The 17,065-nt window shown below is 61.8% G+C and carries 13 protein-coding genes; 8 read left to right on the top strand and 5 right to left on the bottom strand.

Annotated features, from left to right (window positions below; translation table 11 throughout):
• Positions 1 to 163 precede the first annotated feature (163 nt).
• Positions 164 to 1,879 carry a cation:proton antiporter domain-containing protein gene (locus PJE01S_RS17020; RefSeq protein WP_068834831.1) on the top strand — a complete coding sequence of 572 codons (1,716 nt, stop codon included), beginning with the start codon at positions 164 to 166 and terminating at the stop codon, positions 1,877 to 1,879.
• 6 nt (positions 1,880 to 1,885) lie between these two features.
• Here PJE01S_RS17020 and PJE01S_RS17015 read toward each other — a convergent pair whose 3' ends face one another.
• From PJE01S_RS17015 to PJE01S_RS17000, 4 genes are all read right to left on the bottom strand, one after another.
• Positions 1,886 to 2,500: a 2-hydroxychromene-2-carboxylate isomerase gene (locus tag PJE01S_RS17015; protein ID WP_068834830.1), complete on the bottom strand. Its 615-nt coding sequence runs from the start codon at positions 2,498 to 2,500 to the stop codon at positions 1,886 to 1,888.
• Positions 2,501 to 2,524: 24 nt separating this feature from the next.
• Entirely contained in the window at positions 2,525 to 3,253 is a 729-nt protein-coding gene (locus PJE01S_RS17010; RefSeq protein ID WP_068834829.1) for a glutathione binding-like protein, read from the bottom strand.
• A gap of 264 nt (positions 3,254 to 3,517) precedes the next feature.
• The gene (locus PJE01S_RS17005) at positions 3,518 to 3,913 is read right to left on the bottom strand and encodes a hypothetical protein (protein WP_068834828.1); all 396 of its coding nucleotides are present in this window, start codon (positions 3,911 to 3,913) and stop codon (positions 3,518 to 3,520) included.
• A 132-nt stretch (positions 3,914 to 4,045) separates the two neighbouring features.
• Complete coding sequence (locus PJE01S_RS17000) at positions 4,046 to 5,869, bottom strand: M14 family metallopeptidase (RefSeq protein WP_068834827.1); 1,824 nt, start codon at positions 5,867 to 5,869, stop codon at positions 4,046 to 4,048.
• 355 nt (positions 5,870 to 6,224) lie between these two features.
• Here PJE01S_RS17000 and dusA point away from each other — a divergent pair, with 355 nt between their 5' ends.
• From dusA to PJE01S_RS16980, 4 genes are all read left to right on the top strand, one after another.
• Entirely contained in the window at positions 6,225 to 7,259 is a 1,035-nt protein-coding gene (gene dusA, locus PJE01S_RS16995) for a tRNA dihydrouridine(20/20a) synthase DusA (RefSeq protein WP_068834861.1), read from the top strand.
• A gap of 277 nt (positions 7,260 to 7,536) precedes the next feature.
• A complete protein-coding gene (locus tag PJE01S_RS16990; protein ID WP_068834826.1) occupies positions 7,537 to 9,459 on the top strand; it encodes a PrkA family serine protein kinase in 1,923 nt (640 codons plus the stop codon).
• A gap of 51 nt (positions 9,460 to 9,510) precedes the next feature.
• Entirely contained in the window at positions 9,511 to 10,782 is a 1,272-nt protein-coding gene (locus PJE01S_RS16985; protein ID WP_174548554.1) for a YeaH/YhbH family protein, read from the top strand.
• Positions 10,779 to 12,365 carry a SpoVR family protein gene (locus PJE01S_RS16980; RefSeq protein WP_068834824.1) on the top strand — a complete coding sequence of 529 codons (1,587 nt, stop codon included), beginning with the start codon at positions 10,779 to 10,781 and terminating at the stop codon, positions 12,363 to 12,365. The genes PJE01S_RS16985 and PJE01S_RS16980 overlap by 4 nt, the downstream gene beginning before the upstream one ends.
• A gap of 165 nt (positions 12,366 to 12,530) precedes the next feature.
• Here PJE01S_RS16980 and PJE01S_RS16975 read toward each other — a convergent pair whose 3' ends face one another.
• Positions 12,531 to 13,166 carry a GntR family transcriptional regulator gene (locus PJE01S_RS16975; RefSeq protein ID WP_068834823.1) on the bottom strand — a complete coding sequence of 212 codons (636 nt, stop codon included), beginning with the start codon at positions 13,164 to 13,166 and terminating at the stop codon, positions 12,531 to 12,533.
• A gap of 222 nt (positions 13,167 to 13,388) precedes the next feature.
• Here PJE01S_RS16975 and scpA point away from each other — a divergent pair, with 222 nt between their 5' ends.
• The 3 genes from scpA to meaB are packed head-to-tail and all read left to right on the top strand — an operon-like array spanning position 13,389 to position 17,040.
• A complete protein-coding gene (scpA, locus tag PJE01S_RS16970; protein WP_068834822.1) occupies positions 13,389 to 15,554 on the top strand; it encodes a methylmalonyl-CoA mutase in 2,166 nt (721 codons plus the stop codon).
• 8 nt (positions 15,555 to 15,562) lie between these two features.
• Positions 15,563 to 16,024, top strand: a complete 462-nt coding sequence (locus PJE01S_RS16965) for a GNAT family N-acetyltransferase (RefSeq protein WP_068834860.1) — start codon at positions 15,563 to 15,565, stop codon at positions 16,022 to 16,024.
• Entirely contained in the window at positions 16,021 to 17,040 is a 1,020-nt protein-coding gene (meaB, locus tag PJE01S_RS16960) for a methylmalonyl Co-A mutase-associated GTPase MeaB (protein WP_068834821.1), read from the top strand. Before PJE01S_RS16965 ends, meaB begins: the two co-directional genes overlap by 4 nt.
• The last annotated feature ends 25 nt before the right edge of the window (positions 17,041 to 17,065 follow it).

Genomic DNA, 17,065 nt, shown 5'->3' with positions numbered 1-17,065 from the left:
TTGCTTGTTCAGGCGACCTTTTTTCGGTGACATGGGGGGGATGCCGTTGCACTGCTTCAACTGTAGTAAATTTATTCCTCGCGAGTTCTACGGGGACAGCCTGCCATATCAGGCTGCGTCGCAGGGCCTCTTCAATCCGCTTTCCTGAAGGAGCTCCCGCCGCATGCCCCACAGCGTTTCACTGATCAGCACCATCGCCGCCGGCCTGGGCCTGGCCCTGATTCTTGGCTTTGCGGCAGCGCGCCTGCGCCTGCCGGCGCTGGTCGGTTACCTGCTGGCCGGGGTGATCATCGGGCCTTTCACGCCCGGCTTTGTGGCCGATGCCGGGATCGCCAGCCAGCTTGCTGAAATCGGCGTGATGCTGCTGATGTTTGGCGTGGGGCTTCATTTCTCGCTTCGTGATCTGCTGGCGGTACGCAAGATTGCCGTGCCCGGCGCCGTGGTGCAAATGACGGTGGCGACCGCCTTGGGCATGGGCGTGGCGCATTGGTGGGGCTGGAACCTGGGCGGGGCATTGGTATTTGGCCTCTCGCTGTCATGCGCCAGTACGGTGGTCTTGCTTCGCGCCCTGGAGAGTCGCGGCATTCTCGACTCCTTCAATGGGCGCATCGCGGTGGGCTGGCTGATCGTCGAAGACCTGGCCATGGTGCTGGTACTGGTGCTGCTCCCCCCGCTGGGCAGCTGGCTGTCTGGCCAGGGTGCTGCCGATCTGGATGCGCTGTGGACCTCACTGGGTATCACCCTGCTGCAGGTTGGCGTTTTTGTGGCCTTGATGCTGCTCGTGGGGCGCCGATTTTTCCCCTGGGTGCTTTGGCAGGTTCAGCGCACGGGTTCACGCGAGCTGTTTACCCTGTGTGTGGTGGCTGCTGCGGTGAGCATTGCCTTTGGCGCCACCGCGCTGTTTGGCGTGTCATTTGCGCTGGGGGCTTTTTTTGCCGGCATGGTGATGCGGGAGTCCGAGTTCAGCCACCGTGCCGCCGAAGAATCGCTGCCGCTGCGCGACGCGTTTGCCGTGCTGTTTTTCGTCTCGGTGGGCATGCTGTTCGATCCCTGGGTGCTGATAGAGCGCCCGCTGCAGGTGCTGTCTGTGGTCGGCATCATCATTGTGGGCAAGACGGTGGCTGCGGGTTTGCTGGTCACGGCGTTCCGCTATCCCCTGAATACGGCCCTCACGGTGTCGGCCAGCCTGGCGCAGATAGGCGAGTTCTCTTTCATTCTGGTGGGGCTGGGCGCTTCTTTGGGCCTGCTGCCACCGGAAGGGCAAAGCCTGGTGCTGGCCGGGGCCTTGATTTCGATTGCGCTGAACCAGCTGGTCTTCAAGGCCGTTGAACCCTTTCAGCGATGGATATTGGCCAGGTCAGCGCTGGCGCGCAAGCTGGAGGCGCGCGATGACCCGATGGCCGAGTTGCCCGCCACCACAGAGGCCAAATACCTTTCGCGCCATGTGGTGCTGGTGGGCTACGGGCGGGTAGGCCGGCGCATTGCGACGGCGCTGGCAGCCCACCATATTCCTTTTGTGGTGGCCGAACAAAACCGGGAGCTGGTTGAGCGGCTGCGGGCTGAGGGCCTGGCCGCTGTGTCAGGCGATGCCGTCGAGCCCGTTGTGCTGATTCAGGCCCACATTGCTCAGGCACGCATGCTGGTGATTGCTACGCCCGATACGCTGGACGTGCGGCAGATGATTGCGACGGCGCGTGCGCTCAATCCGGGCATTGAAACCGTGGTGCGTACCCATAACGAGGCCGAGGCCAGATTGCTGGACAGTGAACACGCCGGCCGGATTTTTCTGGGCGAGCAGGAGTTGGCGCAGTCCATGGCGCGCCATGTGCTGGAGCGCTCGGGCGTCAGCCTGTCGCACCAGCAGGGTGTTCAAGCCTGAGCCCTGCTAGGCGCGCGCACGAAGTACCGCCGATCGCAGCAGCGGCAGGCGGTCGTTGCCGAAGTACATGTCCTCGCCCACGAAGAACGTGGGTGAGCCAAAAGCACCGCGCCGGATCGCCTCGTCGGTATTGGCCTTGAGCTGTTCCTTGATATCGGGTCTGGCGATGCCCGCTGAAAATGCCCGGGCGTCAATGCCCACCTGCCGGCAGATGGCTGCCAGTACATCATCCTGCGAGATATCCTCTTCCCGGCCGAAATAAGCCGCAAACGTGGCCTCCACAAAGGCCAGGTAGTGCGTCTTGGCTTGCGCATCCTGGGCGATCCAGAGGCAGCCGCGCATGGCCTTGACGCTGTTGACCGGAAAGACTTTGGGCGGAAACCGGATGTGCAGGCCCGCTTCGCGCGCATGGTCCTGGACGTCCTTGAGCATGTAACGGTTTCTGGGCGAGCTCATGTCTTCCCGCGCGGCATAAATGCCCTTGTTGACGCTGTTGAAAATGCCGCCCACCAGCACAGGTCGCCAACTGATGGTTTCCTTCAGGTCGGCTGCCAGCGGCTGGAGGTTGCGAAAAGCCAGGTAAGTCCAGGGGCTGGAGCAGTCAAAGAAAAACTCGATCATCCGTGTCTCGCTTCTGTTGAAAATCTAAACGTTTGGGCTGGGTTGGTGCTGCCCTGCGCGCACGCTTTGCGCGGTCTGGCCAAACAGCGCCTTGCGCGCTTCCTCGGTCAGTGCGGGCGCGCGCAGTTCCTTGCCGAGGTCCAGTCCGCGCTTGACGGCTGGCCGTTCAAACAACGCGTTGTACCAGCGCTCTACATGGGGGAATTTCTGCAGATCAATTTGCTGCGCCTTGTGGGTGCGTACCCAGGGGAAAACGGCCATGTCGGCAATGGAATAGCTGGCGCCTGCCACATACCCACCTTTTCGCGCCAGTTGCGTATCCAGTACGCCGTAGAGGCGGTCCACCTCCTTGCCATAGCGTTCGATGGCATAGGGTATTTTTTCCGGCGCATACAAAAGAAAATGCCCGTTTTGCCCGGCCATGGGCCCCAGTCCGCCCATCTGCCACATCAGCCATTGCAGGGTCTGATAGCGTTCCCGCCCATCGAGCGGCAGGAAGCGGCCTGTTTTTTCGGCCAGGTATATCAAGATGGCGCCGCTCTCGAATACCGCCAGGGACGTAGCGCCGCCAGAGGGTGCGTGGTCGACGATGGCCGGCATGCGGTTGTTGGGGCTGAGGGCCAGAAACTCCGGCGAGAACTGCTCACCTTTGCCGATGTTGACCGGAACCAGCCGGTAGGGCAGGCCGCACTCTTCCAGCATGATGGAGATTTTCCACCCGTTGGGCGTCGGCCAGTAATGGAGGTCAATCATCTTGCGTCCTTGCTTGCGAATGGGGCTGTTATTTGCAGCCAGTTGTGATCGGGCGCTTTACTGCCGTCCAACTGCATCAACAACTGAAAATCCAATGCAACTAGCTGTCGCGGCAGGAGAGCTGATTCCGCCGGGACACCAGGCGAAACCCGTGAAAGGAGTTGCCCGTGAGGGCGGGATCAGGGGCATGAGGCGCAGTGTGCCTCAAATTTGAGAAAAGCGAACAAGGGCGCGCATGCAGGCGCCCCTGGCCTGGGCAACTGGCTACTCCAGGTCTTCCATGGCCAGAGAGTGGTACTTTTGCGCATAAGAAAAAGGTACTTTGCGCACTACGGCCATGATGCGTTCGGTGGCCTCCCGGGATGGCACGGGAATCATCAGCGCATGGTGGCCTTCGCGCGCCAGGTCTGCGTATTTGTGCACGGTCGCCCCCTCGGTGCCCACGCGCGGCAGGGTGAGGTCCGAATGCCCATCCGCCTTGCTGATTTCTCTCAGAATGGTCTCGGGTGTCAGCAGCATGATGCCGGCGCTGTCGGTTTCGAGTTCGCCGGCCACCTGCCTGGCGTCTTCGACATCGGGAAACATGATGACGGCATAGCCTGTTGGGTAAAAAACACCCCCGAAGCTCAGCATTTTTCTGGTCAGTTCAAAGTCCTTCATGGCGAATCCTTTCTTGCGTAACAGCCCATTAATCCGCAGAAATTCAACACACCCGGTCAGCCTTGGCATCCTCTTCCTGTAGGACGCCGGCGTCAAGCCCACCCGTTCACGATGAGCGGGTATCGTCAGGAGTCAGGGCAATTCTTCGAGCTTGATGCTGGGATCGGCCATCACCCGCACCGTGCTTTGCAGGCTCTCCAGAAGCTGGTTGGCAAAGTAGCTGCTCTGGGTGTCGGGCTCCAGTGCGGCAAGCACCAGGTTGCCCAAAGGCTGGTTCAAGGGCACGTAATAGCTGCCGCGCGGCACATCCACGACACCGCGTGTGAGGCTGACTTGCACCTTGATGATGGGGCTGCTGCCGGCAATCGTGCCGCGCACATCCTGGCGCTCGCCCGAGGTGCGCGCGGTTTCGCGGTAGCTGTCGCCCAGGAGCGACCCCGGCTCAGCCACGCGCATCACCTGAACGCCCTGCAGGCGGAGCCTGTCGACGGCCGTGGTTGATGCGGCCGAGAGCAGGTAGCCGCAGGGGCGTGCCCGCGACTTGACGCTGCGCAGCGCAAGAGCGGAGTTCCAGTCCACCGTGATGGTCTTGTCGGCACCGCTGACCGGGTCCAGCATGACCAGGTCGTGCTGGGCGGCGGTAGGCGCCGCCTCCACGATGGCTTCGCCCTTGCAGGCCTGGGCGCTGACTTCCTTGTCGATGTAGGGGCGCAACTGGCTGAGTTCGCCGGCGCGCTGGGCCGTGCTGGCCAGCACGCTGGTGATGGCCGTGACATGGGTATGCACGCGGCGCTGGATGTGCAGGCGGCCAATGCCCACGCCGCGGGTTTCGATCAGCAGGCTGACGGTGTTTTTGAGCCCGTTCACGTTGCGGCCGGTGTCCGGTTGCGCGCCGCCCATGGAGACTTTTTTATCGGCGAGATCCGTCGAGGTGGTGTAGTACCACTCGGTGGTGAGGCCCTGGTCCTTGAGCGCGCTCAGCATCGGGCGGCGATACCACTCTTCAGCTGCCTTGGTTAGAAATTCCGGCAGATTGGCCGTGGTGGCGTACTGCACCATCGCGTCGAACTTCTGTATCGTGCCAAATTTTTCCAGGTAACGGCCCACCACGGTGTACTCGTGGGCGTCCACGACCACGGTGGGATGGTAGTCGCGCGCGAGTTTGGCCAGGGCCTGGGCTTCTGGCGTGTTGAGCAGCAGATGGTCGCGGTTCATGTCCAGCCCGCCCTGGGTGACACGCTGGTCGCTGGCTGCGCCGTCAGGGTTGGCGCGCGGAACAATCACCACATTGATGTGTTCCAGCATGGGCTGGAGCTGTCCCTGCGCCAGTTCCCGGGCAATGACCAGGAGCGCTTCGCTGCCGGCGGGCTCGTTTCCATGCTGCTGGCCTGTCAGTAAAACGGTGGGACGCCCTGCCGCCTGCAGGGCGGCCGGGTCGGTACCGCCGGCACGGGTCAGGACCAGCGCTTCCAGTGTTTCGCCGCGCTGAGAGTTGCCGATGGGCAGTACGGCGGCTTTGATGCCCGCCGAGCGGGATGCGGAGGCGGCCTGCTCGCGCAGCCAGGCCCGTATTTCGGCCTGGGATGTAAAGCTGGTGCGGCCGGCTCCCAGGCCTGGCGTGTTGTAGACCACCGTGGGTGCTGGAAATCGGGCGGCGACGGCCGGACTGTAGGGCGGCGGCTCATCGGTGGGCGCTGCCGACGCAGATGGCAAGAGCGGCGCAGGCGGCGGCGCCGGCGATATCTGGACGATGACAGGCGGCGCGGCTGGCGCCGGCGCCTCGGATCCGGCCGGTGCATCGACAACGGAGTGGGAAGGCGTCCAGGGCGGCAGCGGAACCGAGGTGCAGGCTGCGAGCAGCAGTATCGGCAGCAGCGTGCCCGGTGCTCGGGAACGCGTGAAAAAAGGCGGGTGGCGAGATGGTTCGGTCGATACGGGGAGGGGGATTGCTGTCATCTTTCTTTTCCTGCGCCTGAAGTGTCGCTCTGGCCTTGCTCGCGGCTGCCGCGTGTTCGCGTCATATTACCTGCCTTGCGGGCCTGCCGACAGGGTGGGCGCTTTGGCGGGGCGCGCAGTATTGATACGATACGCGGCTCCCGCAGGGGTGGCCATGGCCGATGAGCTCAGCCAGGGCAAGATGAACTGGGGGAAGGCGGCAAAGCCATGGGGGACTTCAGAGCCGGAGCTGCGGGGCCTGGTCTTCGCCATCCTGTTTGCACAAACCCCTGAGCCAGGCTGGGGGCGGCCTTTCTGGGAAAATAAGGCTATGTCAGCCCCCGTTTTTTATGCACCGGTTCCCGGTGCGGTTTCAATGCCTTCCAGCCATTCCTGGCGTCTGAGTGTGGCGCCCATGATGGACTGGACGGACCGGCATTGCCGTTATTTCCACCGCTTGCTGTCGCGCCATGCCTTGCTGTACACCGAAATGGTGACTACCGGCGCGCTGATCCATGGCGACGTGGAGCGGCATTTGCGCTTCAACGCCGAAGAGCATCCCGTCGCCCTGCAGCTGGGCGGCAGTGAACCGGCCGATTTGGCCCATTGCGCCAGGCTGGGTGAGCAATGGGGCTACGGCGAGATCAACCTCAATTGCGGCTGCCCGAGCGAGCGGGTGCAGCGCGGGGCTTTCGGGGCCTGCCTGATGAACGAGCCCCAACTGGTGGCCGATTGCGTGAAGGCGATGGTGGATGTCGTGAGCATCCCCGTGACGGTGAAACACCGCATCGGCATTGACAAGGGCGAAAGCTATGACTTTGTGCGTGACTTTGTGGGCACCGTCAGCGAAGCCGGCTGTGAGGTCTTCATCGTGCATGCGCGCAATGCCTGGCTCAAGGGGCTTTCTCCCAAGGAAAACCGCGAGGTGCCGCCCCTGCGCTATGAGCTCGTGCATCGCCTCAAGAAAGAGTTCCCGCACCTGATAATTTGTGTCAACGGGGGCATCAAGACCCATGAAGAGGTGGCGCTTCAATTGCATGAGCTGGACGGCGTGATGATCGGGCGCGAGGCCTATCACAACCCTTGGTCCCTGGCTTCGTGGGATGCCCGCTTCTTTGGCGATGACGGTGCTGGCCCGGCTGCCCGGCAAACCTTGTATCCGGCCACCCGTGAGCAGATTGAGGCCAGCATGTGCGACTACATGGCGCGCCAGCAGCGCGAGCATGGCACCCCGTGGAGCGCCGCGGCCCGCCACATGCTGGGCTTGCGCAATGGTTTGCCCGGCGCCCGCCGCTGGCGGCAGGTGTGGAGTGACCACCGGATGCGTGACTGGGCGCCCCATGCCGTAATGGAAAAGGCGCACGAGGCTGCCGCCTATTCCCCGCAGGTCACCGCAGCGGCAGATATCTGACGCTGCGAGACGCGCCGGGTGCCAGGTGTTGCTGCCTGTGCGTGCGTTGCTGGTGACTCGCCCGGTTCGCCTGGTTACATCGACGTCTGTGGCCCGCTTCTGGGGGCTCGCGCATGCCTCGAACCGTGAACAATGTCACGTAGAACTTTTTGCCGGCGTTTCAATCTATCCATCAGTTGATTTTTGCTATGCATTGAGGGCGGGTATGCTGTAAAGTGAGGCTGACCACCATCTTCTGGTGGAGTCGTTCACAAGCGCAGCTTGCGAAGGAGGTTTTATGGATGTCGTCCGTAATTTTTTGACGCGTTACGAACAAACGCGGGAAGAAGAAATGTCCCTTGAGGACTACCTCGAGGTGTGCAAAAAGAATCCTCTGGTTTACGCCACCGCGGCCGAGCGAATTCTTGCCGCCATCGGCGAGCCTGAGGTGTTTGACACCCACCATGACCAGCGCCTGTCACGCATTTTCGGCAACAAGGTCATCAAGATCTACCCGGCGTTTCGGGATTTCTACGGGCTGGAAGACCCTATCGAGCAGGTAGTGGCCTACTTCCGCCACGCCGCACAAGGCCTGGAAGAGAAGAAACAGATTCTTTACCTGCTGGGTCCGGTCGGTGGCGGCAAGTCCTCGATTGCCGAGCGGCTCAAACAGTTGATGGAGCAGGTGCCTTTTTATGCCCTGAAAGGCTCGCCCGTCAACGAGTCACCGCTGGGCCTGTTTAACAACGCGGAGGACAGTCCGGTACTCGAATCCCAGTATGGCATTGCCTCGCGCTACCTGCAGCGCATCATGTCACCCTGGGCGGTCAAGCGCCTCGAAGAGTACGGCGGCGACATCCGCAAGTTCCGCGTCGTCAAACGCTTTCCCTCCATCCTGAAGCAGTGCGCCATTACCAAGACGGAGCCCGGCGACGAAAACAACCAGGACATCTCCTCGCTGGTCGGCAAGATCGATATCCGCAAACTCGAAACCTTCGCCCAGGACGACCCTGACGCGTATAGCTACTCCGGCGGCCTGTGCCTGGCCAACCAGGGGCTCATGGAGTTTGTCGAAATGTTCAAGGCCCCGATCAAGGTGCTGCACCCGCTGCTGACGGCGACCCAGGAGGGCAACTTCAAGGGCACCGAGGGGTTTGGTGCGATTCCCTTCGACGGCATTGTGATGGCGCACTCGAACGAAAGCGAGTGGAAAGCCTTCAAGAACAACAAGAACAACGAGGCCTTCCTGGACCGGATTTACATCGTCAAGGTGCCGTATTGCCTGCGCGCGTCGGAAGAGGTCAAGATCTATGAGAAGCTGATTCGCAACTCCTCGCTGGCCGGCGCCATCTGTGCGCCCGGCACGCTGAAGATGATGGCGCAGTTTGCCGTGCTGACGCGCCTGAAGGAGCCCGAAAATTCCAGCATCTTCAGCAAGATGCTGGTGTACGACGGCGAGAACCTGAAAGACACCGACCCGAAAGCCAAGAGCTACCAGGAGTACCGCGACTATGCGGGTGTGGATGAGGGCATGAGCGGTATCTCGACGCGCTTTGCCTTCAAGATCGTGTCCAAGGTGTTCAACTTTGACGCCACCGAAATCGCCGCCAACCCGGTGCACTTGATGTACGTGCTGGAGCAGCAGATCGAGCGTGAGCAATTCGCGCCTGAGATTGAGCAGCGTTACCTCGCCTTCATCAAGGAGAACCTGGCGGTGCGCTACGCCGAATTCATCGGCAAGGAAATCCAGACCGCCTATCTGGAGTCCTATTCCGAGTACGGTCAAAATATCTTTGACCGCTATGTGACCTACGCAGACTTCTGGATCCAGGACCAGGAATACCGGGATACCGATACCGGCGAAATTTTCGACCGCTCGGCCCTCAATGCCGAGCTCGAGAAAATCGAAAAACCGGCCGGCATCAGCAATCCCAAGGACTTCCGCAACGAGATCGTCAACTTCGTGCTGCGGGCGCGGGCCAACAACGCCGGCAAGAATCCGACCTGGACCAGCTACGAGAAACTGCGCGCCGTGATCGAGAAAAAAATGTTCTCGAACACTGAAGACCTGTTGCCGGTCATTTCCTTCAATGCCAAGGCGAGCGCTGACGAGAAGAAAAAGCACGAGGACTTCCTCAATCGCATGGTGTCCAAGGGTTACAGCGCCCGGCAGGTGCGCCTGCTGTGCGACTGGTACCTCAGAGTCCGGAAGAGTTCCTGAGGCCCGCCGCAAGGCGCTGCGGGCTCACTGACAGACCAGCCGGAGATCAGCATGCTCCAACAAGTCATTGATCGGCGTTTGTCGGGCAAGAACAAGTCGATAGGCAACAGGGAGCGCTTTCTGCGCCGCTACCGGACGCAGATCCGGGAAGCGGTCCGCCGGGCCGTGGCAGGCCGCAGCATCCACGATATCGAGCAGGGCGAGGACATCACCTTGCCGCGGCGCGATGTGTCGGAGCCCGTGTTTGGGCACGGGCCAGGCGGCGCGCAGGAGCGGGTGCACCCCGGCAACCGTGAGTATGTGCGTGGCGACCGCATTGAGCGGCCACAAAAGGGCGGTGCCGGCGGCCAGGGCCCGGGGGCAAGTCCGGACGGCATCGGTGAAGACGATTTTGTGTTTCGCATCACGCGCGAAGAGTTCATGCAGTATTTCTTCGACGACCTGGCCTTGCCGCATCTGGTGCGCACGCAACTGCTGCCTGATGCGCCGGAATGGAAGTCGCAGCGCGCCGGCTTTATTTCCGAAGGAACCCCGACCAACCTGCATGTGGTGCGCTCCATGCGCATGGCGCTCAGCCGGCGTATCGCCATGGGCGGCGATGCCCGGCGCCAGCTGCGGGAACTGCAAGCCCAGCTGGCCTTGATGCTGCGTGATGCGCACACGCCGCGCAGCGAGATCCTTGCGCTGAAAGCCCGGATGGAAGCGTTGCGGCGCCGGCTCCTGCAAATCCCGTTCCTGGACCCTTTCGACCTGCGTTACCGCAACCGGGTCAGGGTACCCTTGCCGGCCAGCCGGGCCGTGATGTTCTGCCTGATGGATGTGTCGGGGTCCATGGACGAGGCGCGCAAGGACATGGCCAAGCGCTTTTTCATCCTGCTGTACCTGTTCCTGATGCGGCACTACGAGAAGACGGATGTTGTTTTCATTCGTCATCACACCCAGGCCACCGAAGTCTCCGAGGAAGACTTCTTCCAGTCGACGGAGAGCGGTGGGACCGTGGTGTCCAGCGCTCTGGCCCTGATGCACGAGATCATCCAGGAGCGTTACCCTTCGAACGTGTGGAACATCTACGGCGCCCAGGCTTCCGATGGCGACAACTGGCATCAGGACTCGGCCAAGTGCCGGGAACTGCTGGTGGAAAAGCTGTTGCCGGTCTCGCGCTACTTTGCCTATATCCAGGTGGCTGAAGAGAGCCAGAATCTCTGGGAAGAGTACGCCCTGGCGCGCGAGGGCCACCCGAACTTTGCCATGCAGAAGATTGCCAGCGCATCGGAGATTTATCCGGTGTTCCGAGAGCTGTTCAAGAAAGGACAGCCTGCATGAGCAAGACCTCGCGCCCCGCAGACGCCGACAGCACCAGGGCTGCGCCGGCCGCCGAGGGCACGCGGCGGCGCCAACCCTTGCCCTGCCCGTCCGACTGGTCGTTCGAGCTGATAGAGACTTACCACGCTGAGATCGAGCGCATGGCCAAGCGCTTTGGGCTGGATACCTACCCGGTGCAGCTCGAAGTAATCACCGCAGGCCAGATGATTGACGCCTATGCCTCGGTGGGCATGCCGGTGAATTACCGCCACTGGTCCTTCGGCAAGCAGTTCATCACCACCGAAAAAAGCTACCGTCGCGGCCACATGGGGCTGGCCTACGAGATCGTCATCAACTCCAACCCCTGCATCGCCTACCTGATGGAGGAGAACACCATGCCCATGCAGGCGCTGGTGATGGCGCACGCCTGCTATGGCCACAACTCCTTTTTCAAGGGCAACTACCTGTTCCGGATGTGGACCGATGCGAGCTCCATCGTCGACTATCTGGTGTATGCCCGGGCCTATATTGCCGAGTGCGAGGAGCTTCACGGTCTGGATGCCGTGGAGGACCTGCTGGACAGCTGCCACGCCCTGATGAGCCAGGGGGTCGATCGCTACCAGCGTTCGCAGAAGCTCTCGCTGGCCGAGGAAGAGGCACGTCGCAAGGACCGCGAAGCCTATTTGCAGCAGCAGATCAATGACCTGTGGCGCACGCTGCCCAAGATGGCCGACAAGCCGGTCGAAAAAGTCAGCCGCCGTTTCCCGGCGGAGCCGGAAGAAAATATCCTCTACTTCATCGAGAAGAACGCGCCCCTTCTTGAACCCTGGCAGCGCGAGGTGATACGCATCGTGCGCAAGATCGCCCAGTATTTCTACCCGCAGCGCCAGACCCAGATCATGAACGAAGGCTGGGCCACGTTCTGGCACTACACCCTGCTCAATGCCCTGTACGACGAGGGCTTGGTGACCGACGGCTTCATGATCGAATGCCTGCGTTCACACACCAATGTGATCTACCAGCCGCCGGTGACCCACCCGGGCTACAGCGGCATCAACCCCTATGCGCTGGGTTTTGCCATGTTCAGCGACTTGAGGCGCATCAGCGAAAACCCCACGGATGAAGATCGTCAATGGTTTCCCGACATCGCCGGAGGCGACTGGCATCAGACACTGGACCATGCCATGCGGCATTTTCGGGATGAGAGCTTTATCGGGCAGTACCTGTCACCCCGGCTGATGCGCGAGCTCCGTCTGTTCTCCGTCATCGACGATGCGGCCGAGCTGGAGCTGGAGGTGTCTGCGATTCACGACGATGCCGGCTACCGCCATGTGCGCGAGGCGCTGTCGCGGCAGAACGACCTGAGCTATCGCGAGCCCAACATTCAGGTCTGGAACGTTGACATTCGCGGGGACCGTTCGCTGACCTTGCGCCATACGCAGCACAACAACCGGCCGCTCAACGACGACGTTCAGGAAGTCCTCAAGCATATCGGGCGCCTGTGGGGGTTTATGGTCAAGCTTGAAAGCGTGGACCGGCACGGCAAGGTGACCCGGCACTGGGATGTAGCGCCGTCACATACGAGCCTGGGGCTTGATGTTTGATGGGTGCATCAAGGAGCCGGGAGATGGTGCAGGGCCCTTGCGGCCCTGTTTTCCTGCGGGATGATGCAAAATATGGCCGTAGCCCCCAGCAGTCGGGCGCAATGTGCTATTAAAAGAGAAGCAACTGGGACGTCGAGGTAATGGCGCCTCAAGGTCGCTCTGGCGTTACGCCGCCGCCTCCAGCCCATTGCGGAAGTGCTCGCGCATGCGCTGCACGGTGGCCTCGCCGTCGCGTGCCAGCAATGCGTCCATGATGGCGCGATGCTCGGCCAGTGACTCTTCAATGCGGCCGCTCTTGAGCAGCGAGTTGTGGCGGTTCAGCTTCATGACCTTGCGCAGGTCGGTCACCATCTGGTCACGCCAGCGGTTGTTGGCAATTTCCAGCAGGCGCATGTGAAACGTTTCATTGATTTCGAAAAAGCGTTCCCGGTTGTTTACCGCTTGTTCCAGTTCGTTGTGCAGGCCCTGCAGCTCCTTGAGCTGGGCATCGCTCGCCTGGGTGGCCACCACCCCGGCGGCATCGCTTTCGAGCAGCGCCAGCAGGTGGTAGACGTCGGCCAGGTCGCGCTCGGATACCTCGGTCACGTAGGCGCCGCGCCGCACTTTCATGGTGACCAGGCCCTCGGTCGCCAATACCTTGAGGGCCTCGCGCAGCGGCGTGCGGCTGATACCGTATTCCTCGGCCAGCTTGAGTTCGTCAATCCAGCTGCCGGGCGTCAACTCGCGATTGAAAATGCGCTGGCGCAAAAGCTCGGCAACTTCTTCATAAAGCGCTCTGGGGGTGAGGGAAACGGCGGTCATGGAGGGGCGATTATTCCTTGTAACTGGCTTGGCGCCTGTTGCTCACTGGTGATGTTCATCAGCGGGCGGCTCCAGCGTGAGCTTACTTTAAACTGAATTTTGCATCAATAATTATAAATGATGTAAACTTGCCGGCGATTCATGAATTCCTTGCGTGCCGAGCGGGTGAAGCATTCAATGTTGCCTGTCGCATGCCGATCTTGTTCAATGTAGAAACAGCCCATGTCCACGCGCCATACAGAACCTGAATTTCCCGCAGCCGACCTTGATGCCTGGGCCAAAGCAGCAGCCAAATCAGCCCCCGGCGGCGATGTGAGCGCCCTGAACTGGCACACGCCGGACGGCATCAGCGTCAAGCCGCTGTACACCGCCGAGGACACTAAAGACCTGCCTTACACCAATACCCTGCCAGGTTTCGAGCCCTTCATTCGCGGCCCGCAGGCGACGATGTACGCCGTGCGACCCTGGACCATCCGGCAGTACGCCGGGTTTTCCACCGCGGAAGAGTCCAACGCGTTTTACCGCAAGGCGCTGGCTGCCGGCGGGCAGGGCGTGTCGGTGGCGTTTGATCTGGCCACGCACCGCGGCTACGACAGCGACCATCCCCGCGTGACCGGCGATGTGGGCAAGGCCGGCGTGGCGATTGACAGCGTCGAGGACATGAAAATCCTGTTTGACCAGATCCCGCTGGACAAGGTGTCGGTTTCCATGACCATGAACGGCGCGGTGCTGCCGGTGCTGGCCGGCTATGTGGTGGCGGCCGAAGAGCAGGGCGTGCGCCAGGACCAGCTGAGCGGAACCATACAGAACGACATCCTCAAGGAGTTCATGGTCCGCAACACCTATATCTACCCGCCCGCGCCCAGCATTCGCATCATTGGCGACATCATTGAGTACACGGCGCAGAACATGCCCAAGTTCAACTCGATCAGCATCAGCGGCTACCACATGCAGGAAGCCGGCGCCAACCAGGCGCTGGAGCTGGCCTTCACCCTGGCCGACGGCAAGGAGTATGTGAAAACCGCGCTGGGCAAGGGCCTGGACGTGGACGAGTTTGCCGGTCGCCTGAGTTTTTTCTGGGCCATCGGCATGAACTTCTACCTGGAAGTCGCCAAGATGCGCGCCGCCCGCCTGCTGTGGTGCCGCATCATGAAGGGCTTCGATGCCAAGAGTCCCAAGAGCCTGATGCTGCGCACCCATTGCCAGACCAGCGGCTGGAGCCTGACCGAGCAGGACCCCTACAACAACGTGGTGCGCACCACCATCGAAGCCATGGCGGCCGTGTTCGGCGGCACGCAAAGCCTGCATACCAACAGCTTCGACGAAGCGATTGCGCTGCCTACCGAGTTTTCGTCCCGCATTGCCCGCAACACCCAACTGATCATCCAGGAAGAAACGCACATCACCAACGTGGTCGACCCCTGGGCCGGCAGCTACATGATGGAAAAACTGACCCAGGACATGGCCGACGCGGCCTGGGCCATCATCGAGGAAGTCGAGGCCATGGGTGGCATGACCAAGGCCGTGGACAGCGGTTGGGCCAAGCTCAAGATCGAGGCCGCCGCGGCGGAGAAGCAGGCCCGCATCGACAGCGGCAAAGACGTGATCGTGGGCGTCAACAAATACAAGCTGGAGACCGAAGATGCGATCGAGTCGCGCGACATTGACAATGTGGCCGTGCGCGACGGCCAGATTGCCCGCCTCAAGGCCATCAAGGCCCGACGCGATCCGGTCGCGGTGCTGGCCGCCTTGGATGCGTTGACGGCGGCGGCTGAAAATAACAACGGCAATTTGCTGGACCTGAGCATCAAGGCGATACGCCTGCGCGCCACGGTGGGCGAAGTGAGCGATGCCCTGGAAAAAGTTTACGGGCGCCACCGCGCCGATACGCAAAAGGTGACCGGTGTGTATGCAGCCGCTTATGACTCGGCCGAAGGCTGGGAAACGCTCAAGAGCGAAATCAACGCCTTTGCCGAAAGCGAAGGCCGCCGCCCGCGCGTGATGATTTCAAAACTCGGCCAGGACGGCCATGACCGCGGCGCCAAAGTGGTGGCCACGGCCTTTGCCGACCTGGGCTTTGACGTGGACATGGGCCCGCTGTTCCAGACGCCCGAGGAATGCGCAAGGCAGGCGATTGAAAACGATGTGCACGCCGTGGGTGTAAGCACGCTTGCCGCAGGCCACAAGACACTGGTGCCCGCCATCATCGCCGAGCTGAGAAAGCAGGGCGCGGACGACATCATCGTGTTTGTCGGCGGCGTGATTCCGCGGCAGGATTACGAGATGCTGTATGAAGCGGGCGTCAAGGGCATTTACGGCCCGGGCACGCCGATTCCGGCCAGTGCCAAGGATGTGCTGGAGCAGATCAAGGCCGCAGTGAAGGCGTGACCCAGGCCATGCTCTCGCTTGCCCCCGTTGCCGCCGGTGATTTTGACGAGATGGCAGCCATTCGCATTGAGGCCCTGCGCGAAAGTCTTGAACGTCTGGGACGCTTTGACCCGGTTCGTGCGCGCGAGCGCCTGGCCGCGGGATTCGCGCCGGAACACATGCGGCACATTGTGGCGAACGGCCAGCGCGTGGGCTACATCACGCTGCGTCCGGCATCCGGGCGGGCACCGGGCGCCTTGCAGCTGGATCACCTCTACGTTCGGCCCGTTTTCCAAAGCGCCGGTATAGGCGCATGGGCGCTGGACTGGGCCAAGACGCAGGCCGCGCTTCAAGAGGCTGACATCACCTTGTCGGCACTGAAACAAAGCGCCGTCAACCGCTTTTACCTGCGCCATGGATTCGTTCAGGTCGGTGAAAGCGGGTTTGATCTGGATTACCGCTGGCACCGACCGCGCGGAGTGCCGGCGTGAGCACGCTCGAATCGATTGTCCACGGTGCGGCCCAAGTCCAGCGCCGCGCCATCGCCAAGGCCATCACCCTGCTCGAATCCACCCGCGCCGACCATCGCGCGCAGGGCGACGAACTGCTCACCGCCTTGCTGCCGTACACCGGCAAGGCGTTTCGCCTGGGCATCAGCGGCGTGCCCGGTGTGGGCAAATCGACCTTCATCGAAGTGCTGGGCCTTTACCTGATTGAGCAGGGTCATCGTGTGGCGGTGCTCACCATAGACCCTTCCTCCACCGTGTCGGGCGGCTCCATCCTGGGCGACAAGACGCGCATGGAAAAGCTCTCGGTGCACGAGCGTGCCTACATCCGCCCCAGCCCCAGCAGCGGCACGCTGGGCGGCGTGGCCGAGAAAACCCGCGAAGCCATGCTGGTGTGCGAGGCGGCGGGCTACGACGTGGTGATTGTCGAGACCGTCGGCGTGGGCCAGAGCGAAACCGCGGTCGCCAACATGACCGACATGTTTGTGCTGATGCAGCTCCCCAATGCCGGTGATGACTTGCAGGCCATCAAGAAGGGCGTGATGGAGCTGGCCGACCTGGTGATCATCAACAAGGCCGACATTGATGCCGATGCCGCCATGCGGGCCGAGGCACAGATTACTTCGGCGATGCGGCTGTTTGGCCTGCACGGCCACCCCGACCATGCGCACCACGACAAGAAACTCTGGCATCCGCAAGTGATTCAGCTCAGCGCGCTGCACAACAAGGGCGTCGATGCGTTTTGGGCGGCGGTGACGCAGTTCAGAAACCTGCAAACCGCCAATGGCAAGCTGTCAGAGCGCCGACGGCATCAGTCACTGTCCTGGATGTGGGAGCGCATTGACGCGGGCCTGAAGCAAGCCTTCCGGCACGACCCGGCGGTCAGTGCCTTGCTGCCGACACTCGTGGAGCAGGTGGAAAGCGGCCGGCTTCCCGCCTCCACAGCAGCAAGAAATCTGCTTGCAGCCCAATCGGAGCGGGCGCAGGCAGCTATCAAATAAAGAGCGTCAGTAGAGAAAATACAGA

The sequence above is a fragment of the Polaromonas jejuensis NBRC 106434 genome (genome assembly GCF_001598235.1).
GTDB lineage: Bacteria > Pseudomonadota > Gammaproteobacteria > Burkholderiales > Burkholderiaceae_C > Polaromonas > Polaromonas jejuensis.
This window is presented reverse-complemented; position numbering and strand designations above follow the sequence as displayed.

Excerpts from the sequence above, each read along its gene's own strand:
- PJE01S_RS17020 (WP_068834831.1), top strand. The coding sequence starts at position 164 with ATGCCCCACAGCGTTTCACTGATCAGCACCATCGCCGCCGGCCTGGGC.
- PJE01S_RS17015 (WP_068834830.1), bottom strand. The coding sequence starts at position 2,500 with ATGATCGAGTTTTTCTTTGACTGCTCCAGCCCCTGGACTTACCTGGCT.
- PJE01S_RS17010 (WP_068834829.1), bottom strand. The coding sequence starts at position 3,253 with ATGATTGACCTCCATTACTGGCCGACGCCCAACGGGTGGAAAATCTCC.
- PJE01S_RS17005 (WP_068834828.1), bottom strand. The coding sequence starts at position 3,913 with ATGAAGGACTTTGAACTGACCAGAAAAATGCTGAGCTTCGGGGGTGTT.
- PJE01S_RS17000 (WP_068834827.1), bottom strand. The coding sequence starts at position 5,869 with ATGACAGCAATCCCCCTCCCCGTATCGACCGAACCATCTCGCCACCCG.
- dusA (WP_068834861.1), top strand. The coding sequence starts at position 6,225 with ATGCCTTCCAGCCATTCCTGGCGTCTGAGTGTGGCGCCCATGATGGAC.
- PJE01S_RS16990 (WP_068834826.1), top strand. The coding sequence starts at position 7,537 with ATGGATGTCGTCCGTAATTTTTTGACGCGTTACGAACAAACGCGGGAA.
- PJE01S_RS16985 (WP_174548554.1), top strand. The coding sequence starts at position 9,511 with ATGCTCCAACAAGTCATTGATCGGCGTTTGTCGGGCAAGAACAAGTCG.
- PJE01S_RS16980 (WP_068834824.1), top strand. The coding sequence starts at position 10,779 with ATGAGCAAGACCTCGCGCCCCGCAGACGCCGACAGCACCAGGGCTGCG.
- PJE01S_RS16975 (WP_068834823.1), bottom strand. The coding sequence starts at position 13,166 with ATGACCGCCGTTTCCCTCACCCCCAGAGCGCTTTATGAAGAAGTTGCC.
- scpA (WP_068834822.1), top strand. The coding sequence starts at position 13,389 with ATGTCCACGCGCCATACAGAACCTGAATTTCCCGCAGCCGACCTTGAT.
- PJE01S_RS16965 (WP_068834860.1), top strand. The coding sequence starts at position 15,563 with ATGCTCTCGCTTGCCCCCGTTGCCGCCGGTGATTTTGACGAGATGGCA.